Genomic DNA, 19,264 nt, shown 5'->3' on the forward strand with positions numbered 1-19,264 from the left:
ACAAAAGGCTCATTTGAATACAATAAGGTATTTTTTCACAAAAATCTTATTCATGAGCATTTAATTTACAACTAATTAATACTACATAAGGTCATTTTATGAGCATACTTAAAGAAAAAATCGTTTCTATCGGAGAAATTGCTGTTGCCAACGATAAACCATTCGTATTATTCGCGGGAATGAACGTACTAGAATCCTATGACATGGCAATGAGTGTTTGTGAGCACTATGTTGAGGTAACTCAAAAACTGAATATCCCTTTTGTATTTAAAGCATCATTTGATAAAGCGAATCGCTCATCTATTCATTCTTATAGAGGTCCTGGTATGGATGAGGGACTTAGAATATTTAGCGCCCTTAAAGAAAAGTTTGGAGTGAAACTCATCACTGATATTCATGAAATTCACCAAGCACAACCAGTAAGTGAAGTTGTAGATGTAATACAACTGCCGGCGTTTTTAGCCAGACAAACTGATCTAGTTGAAGCAATGGCGAAAACAGGTGCGGTTATTAATGTAAAAAAACCACAATTCCTAAGTCCAGGCCAAATGGGTAATATCGTGGAAAAATTTGAAGAGTGTGGTAATAACAAAATAATTCTTTGTGATAGAGGTTCGAATTTTGGCTATGATAATTTGGTTGTAGACATGCTAGGATTTGGCGTAATGAAAAAAGCAACACAAGGTTCTCCTGTGATTTTTGATGTAACGCATGCACTTCAATGTCGTGATCCATTCGGCGCAGCCTCAGGTGGTCGTCGTTCACAAGTTGCTGAATTAGCCCGTGCAGGTATGGCCGTTAAAATAGCGGGGCTTTTTTTGGAGTCTCATCCCTCTCCTGATACAGCAAAATGTGATGGTCCTTCAGCGCTACCATTAGCAAAATTGGAAGCATTTTTAACACAGATGAAAGCCATTGATGATTTAGTTAAAAGTTTTGAAGATCTGGATATAAACTAATTGTTTTTTGGCGACACAAAAATGTCTAAAGAGCAAAATGTAGCAAGTCAATGGCAAAGAGCTTTTGTGCTTCATGGTCGCCCTTATAGCGAGAGCAGCTTAATCGTCTCTTTGTTTTGTGAAAAACAAGGAGCCATTACTGCAATAGCCAAAGGGGCAAGAACTAAACGTTCAGCTCAAAAAGCATACTTGCAGCCATTTACACCATTATTAGTTAAATTCTTAGGCAAAGGAGAGGTAAAAACATTAGTCGCTGTTGAACCTATATCACTCACTTTGCCGTTATCCAATACTTATCTCTACAGCGGAATATACCTCAATGAACTGATTCAAAGAGTGCTTGAGTCAGAAGTTGATTGTACATTGCTTTATTCTGAATACTTACTTGCGATACAAAGCCTTGCTTCCCAAGAACTCTCAATAGAAGCTGTATTAAGAAGATTCGAACTTATCCTTTTAAAACATCTTGGCTATTCAGTCGATTTTTTTCATTGTGCAGGGAGCGGCCAAAAAATAGCTACTGATATGACATATATTTATTATCCAGAAAAAGGCTTTGTGGCAAGTATGATGAACAATAAAAATGTTTTTTTGGGACAGTATATTTTAGCAATGGGACATTTGGATTTTTTAGATAAAGAGACTTTGAATTGTGCAAAACAATTTACCCGGATAGCATTAAAACCTTATGTTGGCAGTAAACCGTTCAAAAGTAGAGAGTTATTTAGCCAAATATTACCTCGATAAAAGTTACAACTAATCAAACGAACAATACTGTGGGTGTTGAGAATAACTAAGTAATGAGTACTGTCTGTAGATCACATAAACAAGAGATTAATATTTATTAGGGTTTATCACTAAGCGATTGTTTATAAATGTAAAGTGCTTATGAAGATTTAGAGATTTTAGATTTCACAACCTCAAAAGAGGCTGTGAAAATTTACTTTTATTGGCGAACGAAGTCGATATGAGTAATTTTTGGTTTGAATGGATGGCGTTGAACTGCTTGAACTTTCACTTTGTGCTCTTTTCCATCGATTACTAGAGCAACAACGTCATAAAATGCTGGATTAGGTTCCATATTAATGATTTGATTATGATCTAATTCAACTGAAACAGCAGCTTCATTTCCACCATATACGATCGCTGGAAATTTATCAGCTCTACGCAGGCGGCGGCTCGCACTCTTTCCCTGCTCTTTACGTACTTCTGCATTAATTTTTAACATAATATATCTCTTATTTCAATTATAAAAAAGTGACCAACTCCTACTACAGGCGACCCAGCAATAAAAATTGAGCTTTATCGTCGATAAAGCCATACTATTTTAAATGAATAATGACATTTAGGCAAATAGATTTTCTTATTGAAATAGGTAATTTAAAGCGTTTTGTGATGATTCAAAATGCTTTTTCATAAAGAGCAGATCAGCAAAACTAATTGCAGTGTACTCTAAGTTAGCTAACTGCTATAATTGATAGAATTAAAAATACTATGAGCACAATTTCTACCTATCGAACAATTATTCATTCAGAGGTTTTATGAAATCGAATACCAGACTCATCACTAAAGCAGTTATTCCAGTCGCTGGGTTGGGAACGAGAATGTTGCCTGCTACTAAAGCGATTCCTAAAGAAATGCTCCCTATTGTTGATAAACCCCTGATTCAGTATGTGGTCAATGAGTGTATTGCGGCAGGAATAAAAGAAATCATCCTAGTCACTCACTCATCAAAAAATTCTATCGAAAACCACTTTGATACAAGTTTTGAACTTGAAGCGATTCTAGAAAAACGTGTTAAGAGACAATTACTTGACGAAGTCCAATCAATATGTCCAAAGGATGTGACTATTATTCAGGTGAGACAAGGTATAGCCAAAGGACTAGGACACGCTGTTTTGTGTGCAAAACCCATCGTAGGGAACCATCCTTTTGCGGTCGTTTTACCCGATGTTATTTTAAATCAATATGCTTCGGATTTATCTAGAGATAACTTAAGCGAAATGATAAAAAGATATGAAATGACCCAAAATAGCCAAATTCTTGTAGAACCTGTTGCTTACTCTGAGGTGAAAAATTATGGTATTGTTGATTTTGATGGCGACGACTTATTACCAGGTGAAAGCAAAACCATTAAAAATATGATAGAGAAACCTACCGAAGACGAGGCACCATCCAATTTATCAATTGTAGGTAGATATGTTCTATCACCTGCTATTTGGTCTATGCTGGAAAAAACACCTCTTGGTGCTGGCGATGAAATTCAATTAACCGATGCACTCAAGCTTTTACTTAACCAAGAAACAATAGAAGCACATCATATTAAGGGACGCAGCCATGATTGCGGCAATAAAATTGGCTACATTACCACATTTATTGAGTATGCCACTAAAGATCCTATCTTCGGTAAAGAGATTGTGATGTGGTTAGAAAATAACAGTGAATTATTAAGCTAAATACAAAATAGACGATGCTATTCTAATTATATGATTTTCATTTACTCACTTAACGTAAAATAAGGATTGCCAGTGCATACAGCTCAATTTCTGGAAGCTCAAAATGAATTAGTTACCCTGCGTGATATGATACGTTGGGTATCCACTCAATTGACTCATTCTGATATTTATCTTGGTCACGGGACAAATGATTATATTACCGAAGCACGCCATTTAACGCTTGTTCCTTTAGGTATGCCTATTACACTAGGAGATCTTGATCTAGATGCAAGACTGACTTCCACGGAAAAAAAAGAAATTCTCGCTTTATTAGAAAAAAGAATCTTTGATAAAATTCCAACGGCATACCTTACACAAAGAGCTTTTTTCGCTGACCTAATGTTTTATGTGAATGAACATGTTTTAATTCCTCGATCTCCTATTGGGCAACTTATCACAGAAAAATTATCTCCTTATGCGGACAATTTAGTTAAAAAACGTAAGATTGAAAATGAAGAATTGATGATTTTAGATTTATGCACTGGAAGCGGATGCATTGCTATCGCATTAGCTTATGCTTTTGAGAATGCTTCAATAGATGCTGTAGATATTTCTTTTGATGCCCTCGCTGTTTGTGATGAAAATATTCAAGCTCATCAATTAACTCATAGAGTTTTTCCTATTCAGTCCGACCTTTTTGATGCCCTTGGTCATACGCAATATGACTTTATCATCACTAACCCTCCTTATGTTGATGCAGAAGATATGAGTGATCTACCAGAAGAGTTTTTACATGAACCTGAACTTGCTCTGGCATCAGGATCTGATGGATTAGATATCACAAAGCGCATTTTAAAAGAAGCCAAACATCATCTTAAAGAAGAGGGGTTTTTAATATGCGAAGTGGGCAACAGTATGGTCCATCTTATTGATGCCTATCCACATTTTCAATTTGAATGGATTGAATTTAAAAAAGGTGGTGATGGCGTATTTATTATCAGTAAGTCTCAATTAGACTTACTTTAATAGAATTTATCAAAATAGAGTTTAACTTTACTCTCATATTTTCCACAAAAAATTTTATCTCATTTGTTTAAATTGTTATAATTGTACGCCTTTTAAATTTATATCAATGGAGTTTTAGTATGTCAGCCTCAAACTGGTCAAGCTGTTGCGATTATTTGCAAGAAATTTTGACTTCAACAGAATTCAATATGTGGATTAGACCACTACAAGCCTCTGAAACTGAAAAGTCAATTGTACTCTATGCTCCTAATCGCTTTGTTCTTGAATGGGTTAAGGATAAATATGCCACTAAAATTACCGAATTTTTAAATGAACAACTTGCTGACAATGCTCCCCTTCTTAGTCTAAAAGAAGGAAGTAAACCCGTTGAAAAAAAAGAGGCTCCAAGGGAAAAAACATTACCTTCTCACTTAGATAAAACAGCCTCTATTCAAAAGGAATCAAAAGAACACTCGGATTCGACGCCCTTAAATACGACTAACCAAGAAAATGTTCATAAAAATTCTAGCGTGCAAAAAACTCATTCAGTTCATGATAATGAAGCTCAAGCAGGATGGCAACAACAGCTCAAAACGTCCAGTCTAAATTATCGTTCTAACCTAAACCCTAAACATCAATTTTCTAATTTTGTTGAGGGAAATTCTAATCAATTAGCACGGGCTGCAGCCCAACAAATAGCAGAAAATCCAGGTCAAGGCTATAATCCCCTTTTTATTTATGGTGGTACAGGGCTTGGAAAAACACATTTACTTCATGCTGTAGGTAATAGCATTTGTGCTAAAAATAAGAATGCAAAGGTGATTTATATGCACTCAGAGCGCTTCGTGCAGGATATGGTCAAAGCACTCAGAAAAAATGAAATTGAAAGTTTTAAAAGATTTTATCGTTCAGTAGATGCTTTATTGATTGATGATATCCAATTTTTTGCCAAAAAAGAGAGATCTCAAGAAGAGTTTTTTCATACTTTCAATGCACTCTTGGAAGGGAATCAACAAATTATTCTCACTTCCGATAGATACCCCAAAGAAATTGATGGGGTGGAAGACAGGCTTAAATCAAGATTTGGTTGGGGGCTAACAATTGCAGTAGAACCACCAGAACTTGAAACTCGTGTTGCTATTTTAATGAAAAAAGCAGACGAAAACGGCATTCGATTACCAAGTGAAGCGGCTTTTTTTATTGCGAAACGATTGCGTTCAAATGTAAGAGAACTCGAAGGGGCATTAAACCGAGTCACTGCGAATGCAAATTTTACAGGGCGACCTATAACAATCGATTTTGTTCGCGAAGCTCTTAAAGACTTACTTGCGCTCCAAGAAAAGTTGGTCACTATCGAAAATATTCAAAAAACAGTGGCTGATTACTATAAAATAAAAGTGGCTGATCTTCATTCAAAACGTCGTTCGCGTTCTGTTGCGAGACCAAGGCAGGTAGCCATGGCTTTAGCAAAAGAATTGACCAACCATAGCCTACCTGAAATAGGCAATGGTTTTGGCGGTCGTGATCACACTACAGTCTTACATGCGTGCCGTAAAATTGACGAGCTCAAAAAAGAGAGCAATGACATCAAAGAGGATTATGCTAATCTTATAAGAATTCTATCTTCTTAGTGCGTTAATTATTGTTAGAAGTCTTGTTTATCTTGTCTTAATTGCTTATTTAAGTAAATTAAATCATAATAAGAGTTGAATCTGCATATTTTGGAAAAACACATGAAAATTACAATTAATAGAGAGTTAATTTTAAAGCCTTTACAGCTTGTTAACAACTGTATCCAAACTAAGCATCAAATGCCAATTTTATCTAATGTTCTTATCAAAGTAAAAAACAATGAACTGATTTTAATTGGTACTGACTTAGAAATTGAAATGTTGAGTAAGGTGACACTCAATGAATTTTGCGAAGAAGCAGCGATTACGGTGCCCGCTAAAAAATTATTAGATATCATCAGAGCATTTCCTAATGGTGTTGACATCACTTTTAAACATGACAAGGACAGAGTTTCTATTTCCTCAGGGAAAAGTCGCTATCAACTCAATACATTAAGAGCTGAAGACTTTCCTAATTTAAAAGAGTTTGATTCCATCTCATCATTTGAAATACCGCAGATCACCTTAAAGCAATTAATTGATTCAACTCAGTTTTCGATGGCACAACAAGACATCCGTTTTTATCTTAATGGCTTGTTACTCGAAATTGATGCATCACATATTAGAACTGTTGCTACGGATGGACACAGACTGGCTTTAAGTGAAAAATTAATAGAAGAGCCTATTGCCCCTCAATCCGTCATCATTCCAAGAAAAAGTATCCTAGAACTCATCAAATTATTAGACACCTGTGAAACCAAAGTGTCCCTTAAAATTAATCAGGGTAATTTAGAAGCAAATTTTGGAGATACCATTTTTACAACTAAATTGATTGATGGAAAATACCCTGATTATCGCCGTACACTTCCTAGAGCACCGGATAAAGTATTTAGTGTAGATACTGAAACAATTAAACAAGCATTTATTAGGGCAAATGTCTTATCTACAGATCGTTATAAAGGTGTTCGTTTGATTCTTAGCCTAAATCAAGCAGTTATTCAAACCAATAATCCAGAACATGAAGAAGCAGAGGAAATATTGGATGTTGACTATGCAGGTCCTGACATAGAAATAGGATTAAATATTGTTTACTTGTTGGATGTATTAAATACCATCAAAACCGGCGAAACCATTTTTCATCTAACGGATTCGGTTTCAAGTGTTCTTATCACAGATAAATTTGATGACAAAGCCAAATATGTCATTATGCCGATGCGTCTGTAATTAAAAAGGAGTTTAACTATGTCAATCTATCAAAATCTACTTGTCGCTATCGATCCTAGTCAGGATGAACAGCCCGCTTTAAGACGTGCAGTTTATCTCATAAGAAAAAATGGCGGAAAAATTAAGGCATTTTTACCTATCTATGATTTTTCTTACGAGATGACAACCCTGCTTTCACCAACAGACAGAGCCTCTATGCGCCAAAGTGTTATCGATGAGCGTGTTGAATGGATTAAATACCAAGCAAGATACTACCTTGAAGCTGGCGTACCTATTGATATTAAAGTTATTTGGCACAATAGACCTTTTGAAGCAATCATTCAAGAAGTCATGGAATATAACCATGACTTAGTCCTTAAGATGGCAAAACAACACGATAAGCTAGAATCATTGATATTTACTCCTACTGATTGGCATGTATTAAGAAAATGTCCTTGTCCTGTTTGGATGGTCAAGGATAAACCTTGGCCTGAAGGAGGCACCGCACTTGTAGCAGTCAATTTATCCTCTGAAGAATCTTATCACGCAAGCTTAAATGAAAAACTTATTTCTGAGTCAATTGAATTAGCTTCTCATGTAGATAAAACTGAAGTACATTTGGTTACCGCATATCCTGAAACCCCCATAAATATAGCCATTGAGATCCCTGATTTTGATCCAAGTGCTTATAATGACGCCATTCGTGGTCAGCATCTTTTAGCGATGAAATCTCTAAGACAGAAATTTGAAATTGATGAAGACAAAACTCATGTCTTAAGCGGTAGTGCTGAACAAATTATTCCTCAAAAATCAAATGAGTTACAAGCAGGTATTGTAGTCATCGGTACTATGGGTAGAACCGGCTTATCCGCAGCCTTCATTGGCAATACGGCTGAGGAAGTAATAAACCATATTACTTGCGATTTACTGGTTATTAAACCCAATGGATTTTCTTCCCCTGTTTCGCCTAGAAAAAGCGAATAGGATTATTATTTAATTTCTAATGGATAAATTTATTATGAACAAATCGAGCAAAACCCTTAAATGTTTCTTAAACACAGCTCGTCTTGCATTGTTACCTATAGCAATTGTCACCTCTATGAGTGCGTTTTCAGCGATAGAATATGATGCAGAACAAGCTGCACAATTAAAACCTTATAAAGAAATTAAATTTCAAGGTCGATTTGCATCAATTTCTGCACAAAATGACGCTGCAAAAAAACGTGCAGAAAAAGAAGGTGCTCATGCATTTTATATCACTGACTCAATTGAAAATAGCAATGGGCGCTATAATATTTCTGTAGCACTTTATGAGGAAAATGCAGAAAAAAATACCGAAGACACTCGTCTGACCTATCGAGGCATAAAGGAACTCTCTAGAGATGATTATGAAGTACTTGAGCCTTTTGATTATATTGATATTGAAGAGACTTTTACTAATCCAATAGATATCAATAATCGTATTGCTAAATTAGCAATTGAAAAAGACGCTGCCGCTTTTTATATTATTGAGTCTCGCGATGCTAACAATAGTGGTACTCGAAAATCAATTAAAGCACTTCTATACAAGAAAGATGCGCCAAGAAATGAGAGAAAACAATACGACTTAATTCCTGCAGGCTCAGAAGCAGCGGCTAAAGCTATTGCAGAAGGACGTCCTGAACTGGTTGAATCACCACAAGATATTAAGGCTGATGGAAGTAGAGTTAAATTTTGGGAGGGTGACTCATCTTCACCTGAAAAACGCTATACAGTGACTCTGGCTGATGGTACAAAAGTACAAGAAGTTAACCGTGCAACTGCGGCAAAAATGGAACCTTTTGACTCTATAGAAATACGAGGAAGCTTTAATACGTCTGTGGACATCTCCCATAAAGTCGCAAAAGAAGCAAATAAACGCGGAGCGAAATACTACAGAATTACACTGACAAAAGAAGGTAATGGTACAAATAAAACTATTTATGTAGATCTCTTTAAATAGATAGCTAATTTTTTGCACAGATAAAAGCTGCTCTTATAAAAATTTTTTTATGGGCAGCTTTTATTATTATATTTATACTAGTTGTAAAAATTACTTCTAGCACAAGTTTTTTAGGTAATTCACCCTTTAGTAAACCATCAAAAATAAATATATTACCTATACAAGAAGCTGTTTTAGTTTATTCCCTAACTTTATCGTTTAAATACTTTCTCACTCGTTCAATGTCATCTTGAGTATCGACTCCTGCCTGAGGAACTTCTTTTGCTAGATCAACATGCAAAGCAATACCGTGCCAAAGCACACGAAGTTGCTCTAGTAATTCAATTTTTTCAAGTGGACTCGGGGTTAAATTAATATATTTATTAATAAAGCCTGCTCTATAAGCATAGATACCAAGATGCCTTAGAAGTGACATATCATTTAATAAATTCGTAAGGTTGCTATCACTATTAGAATGATGACCTAAAGCTCCACCTGCCAGCTTAGCAAAATGTTCTCTATCCCAGGGGATTGTCGCTCTAGAAAAGTAAAGTGCTTGCTGATGAATTCCTCTTACGACTTTGACAACATTGGGATTAAATACTTCTTCCCATGAAGTTATAGGCGTCGCTAATGTAGCCATCTCATAATCTGTATTAGCCAGGTTATCTGCTAATTGTCTTATAATGCTTGGAGGCGCTAAAGGTTCATCACCTTGAACATTAATAACAATTTCATTATCATCTATGCCCATTTGAGTGATTACTTCAGCCAACCTCTCAGTTCCCGACTCGTGATCTTCTCGAGTCATGCATGCTGTAGCCCCAAATTTTTCAACTGTATCAAATACATTGCGATTGTCTGTTGCAACAATCACCTTTTTTGCACCAGCAGATTGCGCCTTTTCAATGACGTGGGCTATCATTGGCTTACCTAAAATATCTAATAAAGGTTTCCCAGGCAATCGCGTAGAACCATATCTTGCAGGTATAATTGCAATAAAATTTGTCATAAACCCTCAGCTTATTATCTTAAAAATCTTTAGCTTCTTCCGTTAACAACACGGCTATTCCTTCTCTAATTGGATAGATTTTTTTGTCTTTATCACAAATAAATTGCTCATTTTCTTTGTCTAAATGAAGTTGAGTATGACAAATTGGACAGGTAGCAATTTCACAAAGTGTTTTATGTAAATTCATGGTGCCTCATTAAATTTTAATGTATAAAATTTTGTATTTAAAAATAAGAAACATGCTGGTTGGGATCAATTGACGGTAATGGTTTGAGTGCTCCTTCAGGTGTGCCTAAATATAAAAATCCCACAATCTTATCTCTCTCTTTACACTCAAAAGCTTCTTTTACGACGGGATTATCACACCAGGCCCCACTTCTCCATATACCACCAAAATTTAGAGAAAATGCAGCCATTTGCATTGCATGAACCGCACAGCCAGCAGTTACTATTTGTTCCCAGTCAGGTACTTTAGGGTGCTCTACTACTTTGGCTATCACTGCAATAATCAATGGCGCACGAAAAGGAAGCGCTGCTACTTGACGTTTTTTTTCTTCATCGGCATCAGGTGATGCTTTAACAAATAGCTCACTGAGGCGTATTATCCCCTCATTTTCAATGATAATGAATTTAAATGGAGAAAGATGACCGTGATCAGGAACCCTTAATCCAGCAGCTATAATGGTGTTTATTGCCTGCAGATCTGGAGCAGGTTTAATTAATTTTGAGTGAGACTGCCTTTTTAAAAGTAAACTTATAGCGTCCATATATACTCCAATTATTCTTTTTTATTAATGAAACAAGTATCGGTTTCATTACACTCACAATTTCTATAATCTAAAAAGGTTTAGTGTATATTAGAACAAGTTAAGCCCTTTTAAAAGTTATTAAAGATAAAAGCACTTAACTCCTCTCTTTTTTATTAATATAGGCTATAATTATAACGCTATACCCGAACATTTCATAGAACGATTAATTCAAAATGCTTTAAGGACTCCCCATTTATGTGGCGATTATTAAAAAAAACACCTCGTTTTACTTGGCTTACATTAAGATATTCAAGGGAAACCTTTTGGAATATCCTATTTATTATCCTTTTTATATCTCTTTTTACCGCTCTATTTAAAGACAATAGTATCAAGCCTAAAAATAGTGCGCTACTTTTAAATATCGAAGGTTTATTAGTGGATAATCCCTCCAGTGAAAATGCTTTAAAGGCAAGTATTGAAGAGTTCTTAGGTAACGATACTTCTAAATATAAAGAAAATAGCGTATTTGAATTCATTAATAAAATTGAGCAAGCAAAAGATGATCCCGAAATTACAGGATTAGTCATCGCTCTAAATCAATTTTATGGTGCAAATAACGCTAATCTTGAAGCCTTAGGTGAAGCAATAGCAACATTTAAGCAAACAGGAAAACCTATTATTGCATTTGCTGATAACCTGAACCAACAAAGTTACTACCTCGCAAGTTTTGCAAACGAAATACACATAACCCCCTTCGGTCATGTAGATATTCACGGCATAGGTACATCAAACGTCTATTTTAAGTCATTGTTAGAAACATTAGGTGTAAATACACATATATTTCGTGTAGGCACTCATAAATCGGCTGTTGAGCCTTATATAAGAGATGATATGTCACCTGAAGCAAAAGCTATGACTACACGCTTTTTATCACTTTTGTGGCAAAATTATCTTGAAACAGTGTCTCACAATCGTGGATTAGATTCTACAACACAATTTTTTAAAGACACAAAGACACTTATAACCTCACTTGAAAATGCCAATGGCGATATGGCTAAAATGGCACTTAATAATAAGTGGATTGATAAACTCTCTTCACGAAAACAAATTCAAGATAGAATTGATAGTATTTTTGGTACGCAAGAAATGAGTTTCATCAGTATCTATGATTATGAACTTGAAGATTCTTCTGATGCATTTTTAACTTCACCAAATATCGCAATCATTCATATTGAAGGTCCTATAGTGGATGGATTAAGCGGTCCTGGTTTTACAGGTTCAGAAACGATATCTGAACAAATATTCGATGCTAAGATGGATGAAAATATAGCTGCTTTAGTACTAAGAGTTAATAGCCCAGGCGGTTCAGTAACGGCAGCTGAACTTATTTACTCAGAGCTTATGGAATTTAAGGCAACCAAACGGCCTATTATTGCATCGTTTGGTGGTGTTGCTGCTTCTGGTGGGTATTGGGTGGCTATGCCTGCTGATCACATTTTTGCTAATAAAAATACTCTAACAGGTTCCATTGGTATATTTGGCATAATACAAACTTTCGAGGAAACTTTATCCAAAATAGGAGTTTACTCAAGTAGTGTTGCTACGACTGAATTTGGTGCGGGCTCCATTACTGAACCATTAAGTGATGATTTTAAATCACTTATCCAGCTCAATATTAATCATGGATACGATAGATTTCTTACTATTGTCTCTGAGTCTAGAGAGTTGCCAATTGAAGCGGTCGATAAAGTAGCCCAAGGTCAAGTTTGGGTAGCACAAGATGCGCTCAATCATAAACTCATTGATAAAATTGGAAATTTAGCAGATGCAATTGATTTCGCTGCTAAGCTTGCTAACGTTGAGAAACCTAATATTAAGTGGTTCCAAGTAAAGCCTACTTTTATGGAAGCTTTCATGCTCAATATGAATATGGCTTTTGATAACAAATTAAATGCTTTTATTCCAGAACGCTTTAAACCTTACCTTCAAGAGTTAAGTATTCAAGAAGTATTAATGCAAAATACCACTCATGGCATTGGAAATATTCAAACTTTTGCTATTTGCGAGGTGTGTGAAGTGAAATAAAATCGAACCACACATCATATCAAGGCACAAGAACATCTTAGTCGAACCTATACATATTCACTATTTTTTTCTGGTGTCTTGAATATTATTGCTTACTTCTTATTTAATCTAGCTTTAATTAACGCAAGATGTGCTTGTCCTTTTACCATACGCTCTTGAGCGGTTACTTTTTGCCCGCCCGATTCATAGTTAAGTTCATCTTGTGGTAATTCTTTTAAAAAACGACTGGGATCTGGTTTAATCACCTCTCCTTGCGATCTCCTTTCAAGGCAATGAGTAATAGTCAAATTTTTCTTAGCTCTTGTAATAGCTACATAAGCAAGCCTTCTCTCTTCTTCTACAGCTTCTATTTGACCTTCATTCAAACTATTTTGGTGAGGTAAAATTCCCTCTTCCATCCCTAATAGATAGACAAAATCGAATTCTAGACCTTTAGATGCATGAATTGTCATCAGCTGTACTTGATGGCTCTCTTCATCATCTTCGGCACGTTCTAGCATATCTCTGAGCGTAAATCGATTAACTGCCTGGGTCAATGTCATCGGCTCTTCAATATCACTGCCATTTAACATGTCGCCTAACCATTCATAAAGTTGATTGACATTTTTAAGTCGCATCTCAGCAGCTTTAGGTGAAGGCGATGTTTCGAATAACCAGCTGTCATAATTAATTTCAGTTAGTAAATCTCTAACAGCCTCTAGTGGAGATTCTTTAGCATATTCAGATAGTTTATCTATCCAGTAAGTAAAGCTTTGAAGAGCACTTAATTGTCTTGCATTTAGAAGCCCTGTAGAACCGATATCAAAACTTGCGCTGAATAAACTTTTCTGCTGCAATGTTGCAAACTCACCAAGTTTTTGCAGAGTCGAAGGACCAATTTCTCTTCTTGGAGTATTTACCACTCTCAAGAATGCAGTGTCATCTTCACTATTAGTGAGTAACCTTAAATAAGCGAGAATGTCTTTGATTTCAATTCGGGAAAAAAATGAAGTTCCGCCTGATATTCGGTAAGGGATCTTATTTTGAACCAATACTTTTTCAATTAATCTAGACTGATGGTTACCTCGGTACAGAATAGCATATTGACCATAACTCGTTTGGTGAATAAATCTGTGTCCTATAATTTCAGCAACTACTCTTTGCGCTTCATTTTCTTCGTCTTTAGCGCTTATGATTTTTATTAAGTCGCCCTGTCCATGGAAAGAAATCAATTTTTTTTCAAATAGATGAGGATTATTAGCAATTAATATGTTTGCGGCCTTTAGAATAACAGCGGTAGAACGGTAGTTTTGTTCCAATTTAATTACATTAAGATGCGGAAAATCTTCTTTTAATAAAGCCATATTTTGAGGCTGTGCACCTCGCCAAGAATAGATAGATTGATCATCATCCCCCACCACCGTGAATCGAGCTCTATCTCCTACTAACATTTTAATCAACTGGTATTGCATTGTATTTGTATCTTGATACTCATCAACCAGTAAATAGCGAATGCTAAGCTGCCAGCGTTCTCTTACCTCACTATTGTGAATAAAAAGTTGTGTTGGGAGTAAAATCAAATCATCAAAATCTAGTACATTAAGAGCTCGAGTTTGAATACTATAAAGCTCATAACAGGCAGCAAAAGCACTTTCTTTCTGATCTCTTGCACATTCCTTAGCCTTATCTGGAAAAATCATTTGGTTTTTACATCGACTGATATAACTCACCAATTGATTGAGTAAATCTTTATCTTCTTTTAGCAAAGGCTCAGTTAATTCTTTTAAAAGGGCTAATTGATCTTGATCGTCAAATAGAGAAAAATTAGATTTAATTCCAGCTGCTCGATATTCCTTTTTCAAAATTGTTAAGCCTAAAGTATGAAAAGTAGAAATCGTCAATCCGCGAGCTTCTTGTTTACCCAAGCTAAACGCAATACGCTCTTTCATTTCTCTTGCTGCTTTATTAGTGAAAGTAACAGCTGCTATTTGTTTGGGTAAATAACCGCACTCTCTGATGAGATATGCTATTTTATTAATAATTACCCGAGTTTTACCTGAACCTGCACCCGCAAGAACAAGACAAGGCCCCGTTACAAAAGTAACCGCCTGCTGTTGTGCATCATTTAATTTCATTCGTTATTTTAAACTTCAAAAGGTGAAGCATCACCGATGCCATAACGAACAATGATGGGTGTATCTTCAGTCAAATCAACAACAGTTGTTGGGTTTTCACCTAAGTTTCCCCCATGAATCACTAAATCTACTTGGTTAGAGAGAAAATCATAGATATCTTCTGGGGAGCTTAGCATTTCGGGAGCATCCGGAATAATAAGACTACATGACATCATAGGTTCACTTAATTCTTCTAAAATTGCAAGGGCAATTGGATTACTTGGAACCCTTAAACCGATAGTTTTACGTTTTTCATTCATCAAACGTCTTGGTACTTCCTTCGTTGCTTTAAGTATAAATGTATAACTACCTGGAGTATTATTTTTTATCATTCTAAAGGCTTTATTATCTACATATGCATAAGTAGCAAGTTCAGATAAATCTCTACACATTAAGGTAAAGTGATGTTTTGCATCAATTTTCCTGATCCTTAAAATGCGTTCTAATGCATTTTTATCACCAATTTGACATCCCATAGCGTAACCCGAGTCAGTCGGATAAATAACAACCCCGCCATTTTTAATTACGTCTACCGCTTGCTTAACTAATCTTGGCTGTGGATTTTCTGGATGTATGTAACTTAATGAACTCATATATTTACCTATGCTATAACTTGATGTTGATAATTAAGTGCATTATACGCTTCACAATAAAATCTCTCTATTAATTTTAAAATTTAATTTCATGTACACAAATATATCGTACCCTTTTTGTACAAAATACTATTAAAGAATAAATGATGCATCCATTTTTATTTCTGGTTATTAAATATACGAAAAAAAGATTGATTTAAGCCTAACTTTACCCTATCCTAGAATCATGATTTAGTCTCAGTTACTTTTTTAAAGAACCACTCTGTATATTTTTATACTTTATTTATTAAGGAGGCGTCATGGATATTTCCGCTGTAGATATGCCTGTTGAATCATCAAAAATGCAAGCTAATGTTCTTGCTCAACAAAACCAAGCTACTGAAGTCAGAAAAATCATGACTGAAGAAGTGATTGAAACAGCCAGAGCTGTTGAAAAAATTCCTGATGCACTATCAACTGGTTCAGTGGGTTCACAAATAAACACTAGAGTTTAGCTTTATCATCTCTTTAAGTTTTTATGTTAAAGTTCAATTTTTTTTACACTCTTTTGTTTATATCACCAATAAAAAAGCCCTGATTCAGGGCTTTTTTATTGGTGATAGTATTGAGTGATTTACGCTAGTATTAAGCTGCAATTGCAACATAATCATAGAAAACGTCATTTGCTAATCACCCACCTAGTATTCTTATAGGTCCGTTTTTTATCTCATTTACCATTCTTTCTTATGTCTTTTTTAGATATACTGCCTAATATTGTTTTCTGTGGATAATGGCGCTTAATCCAGCCATTCAGATTCTCATTTGTGCCTCTTTGGCAACTACCATTAGGTTTAGAAAATTGTTCTTAACAAAAGCTTCTGTAGTGATGAGGAAAAACAAGATTTTTTGATAAAATAATCAATTGACAAAAAACAAAGCTTGCATCTACCCTTCCACTGCTTTATCTTTTCAACTGCAATAATACTTTTCAAAATATTTCTAAAATAAGTTAGCCCCAAAAAACTTCAACATAAAAAGTTTTTAACTCATAAGTTATAAAGTAGCTAGGATTGATTACTTGCTTATTACAGTCTTAAGTGGTCGAATGTCATTAACATCTGATAATTGCTCATTTGCTTTGATATCCTCAAAAAGCGCTTTTCTTAAACTAATCATATACAAAACTATCACAATAGAAAATGGTAATCCACATAATACAACCGCCATTTGTATAGTTGAAAAATTACCGACTAGCAATAATCCTATTGATATAGCTGTTGTAGTTATCGCCCAAAAAACTCTCATCCAAATAGCTGAATCTTTAAATTCACCTTCAAATCTCATTGATAAATTTGCAATCATCAATGTTCCTGAATCTACAGGTGTTAAAAATAACATAAAGCTAATGACTGTCGTAACGGCTGACATAAAGGTTGTAAAAGGCAAATTTTCTAATAAACGAAATAATACCATTGGTGGATCATTAATTACAGCATCTAAAATTAATGCATTTTCTGAAGAAAGTACTAAATTTAAAGCTGTGTTACCAAAAATCGATAACCAAGCTAGAGTAAAACCTAACGGTATTAAAAGTACTCCTAGTATAACTTCTTTAATAGTCCTACCTTTTGATATCCTAGCAATAAACATCCCGACAAATGGCGCCCAAGCAATCCACCATGCCCAATAAAATATCGTCCACATTCCAGACCAGGCCTTACCTTCTTCATTAAAAAGATACATTTCAAAACTTTTAGGCAACAAAAACCCGATATAATTCCCTGTATTTTGAATAAAACCATCTAGTAAAAGTGATGTTGGGCCTGTTATAAAGACAAAAAATAAAAAAACACACAATAACCGTACATTAAAATTTGAGAGCCAAGCAATCCCTTTTTCAACCCCTGAAACTGCTGCAAAAGTTGCAACAAGCATCATGAATATAACTAAACATACTAATATAATTGGGGATTCAGGAAGATCAAAAAGATAATTCAGACCAGCAAGACACACTAATGCTCCAATTCCAAGGTTTGTCACCATAGCGATTAGTGTCGCAATTATAGCAAAAGCATCAACCATATTGCCCATCCAACCATCATATCTATTACCTAGCAAGCCATGTAATACAGATCTTAGTGCTAGTGGCAAATTTCTTCTATAAGTAAAATACCCCATGGAAACAGCCATAAGTCCATACAGTGCCCAACCATGTAATCCCCAATGTAGGAAGGTTTGTGCCATCGCAGCTTGTGCTAGTGAGATTTTATCTTCTGTACTGACAGTTGGGGGATTCAAAAAATGATGCAAAGGTTCATACGCTCCAAAATAAAGTAGAGCAATACCAATACCAGAAGAAAATAACATAGATACCCAGCTTAGGTAACTGAAATCTGGTTTTTCATTATCTGGACCTAGACGTAACGCCCCGTATTTAGAAAAAGCCAACCAAAAAACAAACACTAAACAAATTATCATTACGAGCATGTAGAACCACCCAAAATAATGTGATACAAATTGTTGCGCAATTATTAGTCCTCTTTCAGCTAGCTTTGGGAATAAACCCATAAATAGAGTTAATAATATTGATATAATCGCAGAGCTGTAAAAAACAAATTTATTAACATGCATTTTATTTTCTGTGTTGTATTTTTTCATCATAGTGAACGCCCCTGTTTATAAAAAATATAACTAACAGCATAATTTAATTTTTAGAACATTCACTTTTTTGACTAAGGTCACAGTCTTTAATGTGAATAGTATAAGTTTATTTATTATTGATTGAACATTCAATCAATCTTTGCTATTGTGTAATGAAATTGTGATATCAAGCATACTTTTGTTGCACTTTTGTTAAATTTTCTTTTTATCTTACTAGTCAATTTTTACAAAAAAGGATATCAAATGCGTAAAGCAGAAATACCAGCAATTAGAAAGCAACAACTCATTGAAGCCACATTTTCGGTGATTGAAGTTAGAGGAATACAACAAACCACAATTAACCATGTAGCTAAAACTGCCGGATTGTCAGTAGGAATAGTTAGCCACTATTTTGGTGATAAAAATGGGTTAATGAGAGCCGTCATGCAGAAGGTATTAAGCGATCTGAAGCATGCGATAAATCTAAAGATGCAACAAAATAAGGATAATTCAGCACGAGGATGCATCGTTTCTATAATAGAAGGAAATTTTGATACTACTCAAGTGAATCGAGCAGCAATGAAAGTATGGCTTAATTTTTGGGCTAGTAGCCTTTATTCTGATGAATTAAGCCAATTGCAAAAAATAAATGATCATAGGCTTTATTCAAACTTAACCTGGTATCTTAAAAAATTATTACCCTCAGAAAAAGCAAGAATTGTTGCTAAGGGTTTAGCTGCTATTATTGATGGTCTTTGGTTAAGAGGCAGTTTGTCTCAAAAAGATGAGTTTAACAAAGCTGAAGCTATATACATCGCTATTGAATATTTAGATTTGCAATTAGCTAAATATCAAGATCATCTTGTCAAAAAGTAAATTAA

Annotated in this window: 18 protein-coding genes; 11 read left to right on the top strand and 7 right to left on the bottom strand. The window is 35.0% G+C overall.

Annotated elements, in window-relative coordinates; all coding sequences use genetic code 11:
- Positions 1 to 98: 98 nt before the first annotated feature.
- On the top strand, positions 99 to 959 hold the full coding sequence (gene kdsA / locus ACFFIT_RS04895) for a 3-deoxy-8-phosphooctulonate synthase (RefSeq protein ID WP_385876532.1): 861 nt from the start codon (positions 99 to 101) through the stop codon (positions 957 to 959).
- 21 nt (positions 960 to 980) lie between these two features.
- Entirely contained in the window at positions 981 to 1,706 is a 726-nt protein-coding gene (recO, locus tag ACFFIT_RS04900) for a DNA repair protein RecO (RefSeq protein ID WP_385876533.1), read from the top strand.
- A gap of 199 nt (positions 1,707 to 1,905) precedes the next feature.
- Here recO and rplY read toward each other — a convergent pair whose 3' ends face one another.
- Positions 1,906 to 2,187 (bottom strand): 50S ribosomal protein L25, encoded by a 282-nt coding sequence (rplY, locus tag ACFFIT_RS04905; protein WP_385876534.1) that lies wholly within the window; start codon positions 2,185 to 2,187, stop codon positions 1,906 to 1,908.
- 313 nt (positions 2,188 to 2,500) lie between these two features.
- Here rplY and galU point away from each other — a divergent pair, with 313 nt between their 5' ends.
- From galU to ACFFIT_RS04935, 6 genes are all read left to right on the top strand, one after another.
- A complete protein-coding gene (gene galU / locus ACFFIT_RS04910) occupies positions 2,501 to 3,415 on the top strand; it encodes a UTP--glucose-1-phosphate uridylyltransferase GalU (RefSeq protein ID WP_385876536.1) in 915 nt (304 codons plus the stop codon).
- 72 nt (positions 3,416 to 3,487) lie between these two features.
- Positions 3,488 to 4,420: a 50S ribosomal protein L3 N(5)-glutamine methyltransferase gene (gene prmB, locus ACFFIT_RS04915; protein WP_385876537.1), complete on the top strand. Its 933-nt coding sequence runs from the start codon at positions 3,488 to 3,490 to the stop codon at positions 4,418 to 4,420.
- Positions 4,421 to 4,539: 119 nt separating this feature from the next.
- Positions 4,540 to 6,030 (top strand): chromosomal replication initiator protein DnaA, encoded by a 1,491-nt coding sequence (dnaA, locus tag ACFFIT_RS04920; protein WP_385876538.1) that lies wholly within the window; start codon positions 4,540 to 4,542, stop codon positions 6,028 to 6,030.
- Positions 6,031 to 6,132: 102 nt separating this feature from the next.
- Positions 6,133 to 7,233, top strand: coding sequence for a DNA polymerase III subunit beta (gene dnaN / locus ACFFIT_RS04925; RefSeq protein WP_385876539.1), 1,101 nt, complete (start codon positions 6,133 to 6,135; stop codon positions 7,231 to 7,233).
- An 18-nt stretch (positions 7,234 to 7,251) separates the two neighbouring features.
- Positions 7,252 to 8,196, top strand: a complete 945-nt coding sequence (uspE, locus tag ACFFIT_RS04930; RefSeq protein WP_385876540.1) for a universal stress protein UspE — start codon at positions 7,252 to 7,254, stop codon at positions 8,194 to 8,196.
- A gap of 34 nt (positions 8,197 to 8,230) precedes the next feature.
- Positions 8,231 to 9,193 (top strand): YdgH/BhsA/McbA-like domain containing protein, encoded by a 963-nt coding sequence (locus ACFFIT_RS04935; protein WP_385876541.1) that lies wholly within the window; start codon positions 8,231 to 8,233, stop codon positions 9,191 to 9,193.
- A gap of 178 nt (positions 9,194 to 9,371) precedes the next feature.
- Here the strand turns inward: ACFFIT_RS04935 and kdsB are convergent, their stop codons facing one another.
- Genes kdsB through ACFFIT_RS04950 form a run of 3 tightly spaced genes read right to left on the bottom strand, consistent with a single transcriptional unit; the run spans position 9,372 to position 10,951 of the window.
- Positions 9,372 to 10,184: a 3-deoxy-manno-octulosonate cytidylyltransferase gene (gene kdsB, locus ACFFIT_RS04940; protein ID WP_385876542.1), complete on the bottom strand. Its 813-nt coding sequence runs from the start codon at positions 10,182 to 10,184 to the stop codon at positions 9,372 to 9,374.
- Positions 10,185 to 10,203: 19 nt separating this feature from the next.
- A complete protein-coding gene (locus tag ACFFIT_RS04945; RefSeq protein ID WP_385876543.1) occupies positions 10,204 to 10,371 on the bottom strand; it encodes a Trm112 family protein in 168 nt (55 codons plus the stop codon).
- Between the two features lie 37 nt (positions 10,372 to 10,408).
- Positions 10,409 to 10,951, bottom strand: a complete 543-nt coding sequence (locus ACFFIT_RS04950; RefSeq protein WP_385876544.1) for an NAD(P)H nitroreductase — start codon at positions 10,949 to 10,951, stop codon at positions 10,409 to 10,411.
- Between the two features lie 237 nt (positions 10,952 to 11,188).
- Between ACFFIT_RS04950 and sppA the strand changes: the two genes are divergently transcribed.
- Entirely contained in the window at positions 11,189 to 13,018 is a 1,830-nt protein-coding gene (gene sppA / locus ACFFIT_RS04955) for a signal peptide peptidase SppA (protein ID WP_385876545.1), read from the top strand.
- A 92-nt stretch (positions 13,019 to 13,110) separates the two neighbouring features.
- Here sppA and rep read toward each other — a convergent pair whose 3' ends face one another.
- Together rep and ACFFIT_RS04965 are read right to left on the bottom strand one after the other, a co-directional pair.
- Positions 13,111 to 15,132: a DNA helicase Rep gene (rep, locus tag ACFFIT_RS04960; RefSeq protein WP_385876546.1), complete on the bottom strand. Its 2,022-nt coding sequence runs from the start codon at positions 15,130 to 15,132 to the stop codon at positions 13,111 to 13,113.
- A gap of 8 nt (positions 15,133 to 15,140) precedes the next feature.
- Positions 15,141 to 15,764: an L-threonylcarbamoyladenylate synthase gene (locus tag ACFFIT_RS04965; RefSeq protein ID WP_385876547.1), complete on the bottom strand. Its 624-nt coding sequence runs from the start codon at positions 15,762 to 15,764 to the stop codon at positions 15,141 to 15,143.
- A gap of 299 nt (positions 15,765 to 16,063) precedes the next feature.
- Here ACFFIT_RS04965 and ACFFIT_RS04970 point away from each other — a divergent pair, with 299 nt between their 5' ends.
- Complete coding sequence (locus tag ACFFIT_RS04970; protein ID WP_385876548.1) at positions 16,064 to 16,258, top strand: hypothetical protein; 195 nt, start codon at positions 16,064 to 16,066, stop codon at positions 16,256 to 16,258.
- Positions 16,259 to 16,817: 559 nt separating this feature from the next.
- Here ACFFIT_RS04970 and ACFFIT_RS04975 read toward each other — a convergent pair.
- Positions 16,818 to 18,404 (bottom strand): BCCT family transporter, encoded by a 1,587-nt coding sequence (locus ACFFIT_RS04975; RefSeq protein WP_385876549.1) that lies wholly within the window; start codon positions 18,402 to 18,404, stop codon positions 16,818 to 16,820.
- Between the two features lie 243 nt (positions 18,405 to 18,647).
- On the opposite strand from ACFFIT_RS04975, the gene betI reads away from it, so the two are divergent.
- Positions 18,648 to 19,259: a transcriptional regulator BetI gene (betI, locus tag ACFFIT_RS04980; protein ID WP_385876550.1), complete on the top strand. Its 612-nt coding sequence runs from the start codon at positions 18,648 to 18,650 to the stop codon at positions 19,257 to 19,259.
- Positions 19,260 to 19,264 lie beyond the last annotated feature (5 nt).

It is taken from the genome of Thorsellia kenyensis, assembly GCF_042432445.1.
GTDB lineage: Bacteria > Pseudomonadota > Gammaproteobacteria > Enterobacterales > Thorselliaceae > Thorsellia > Thorsellia kenyensis.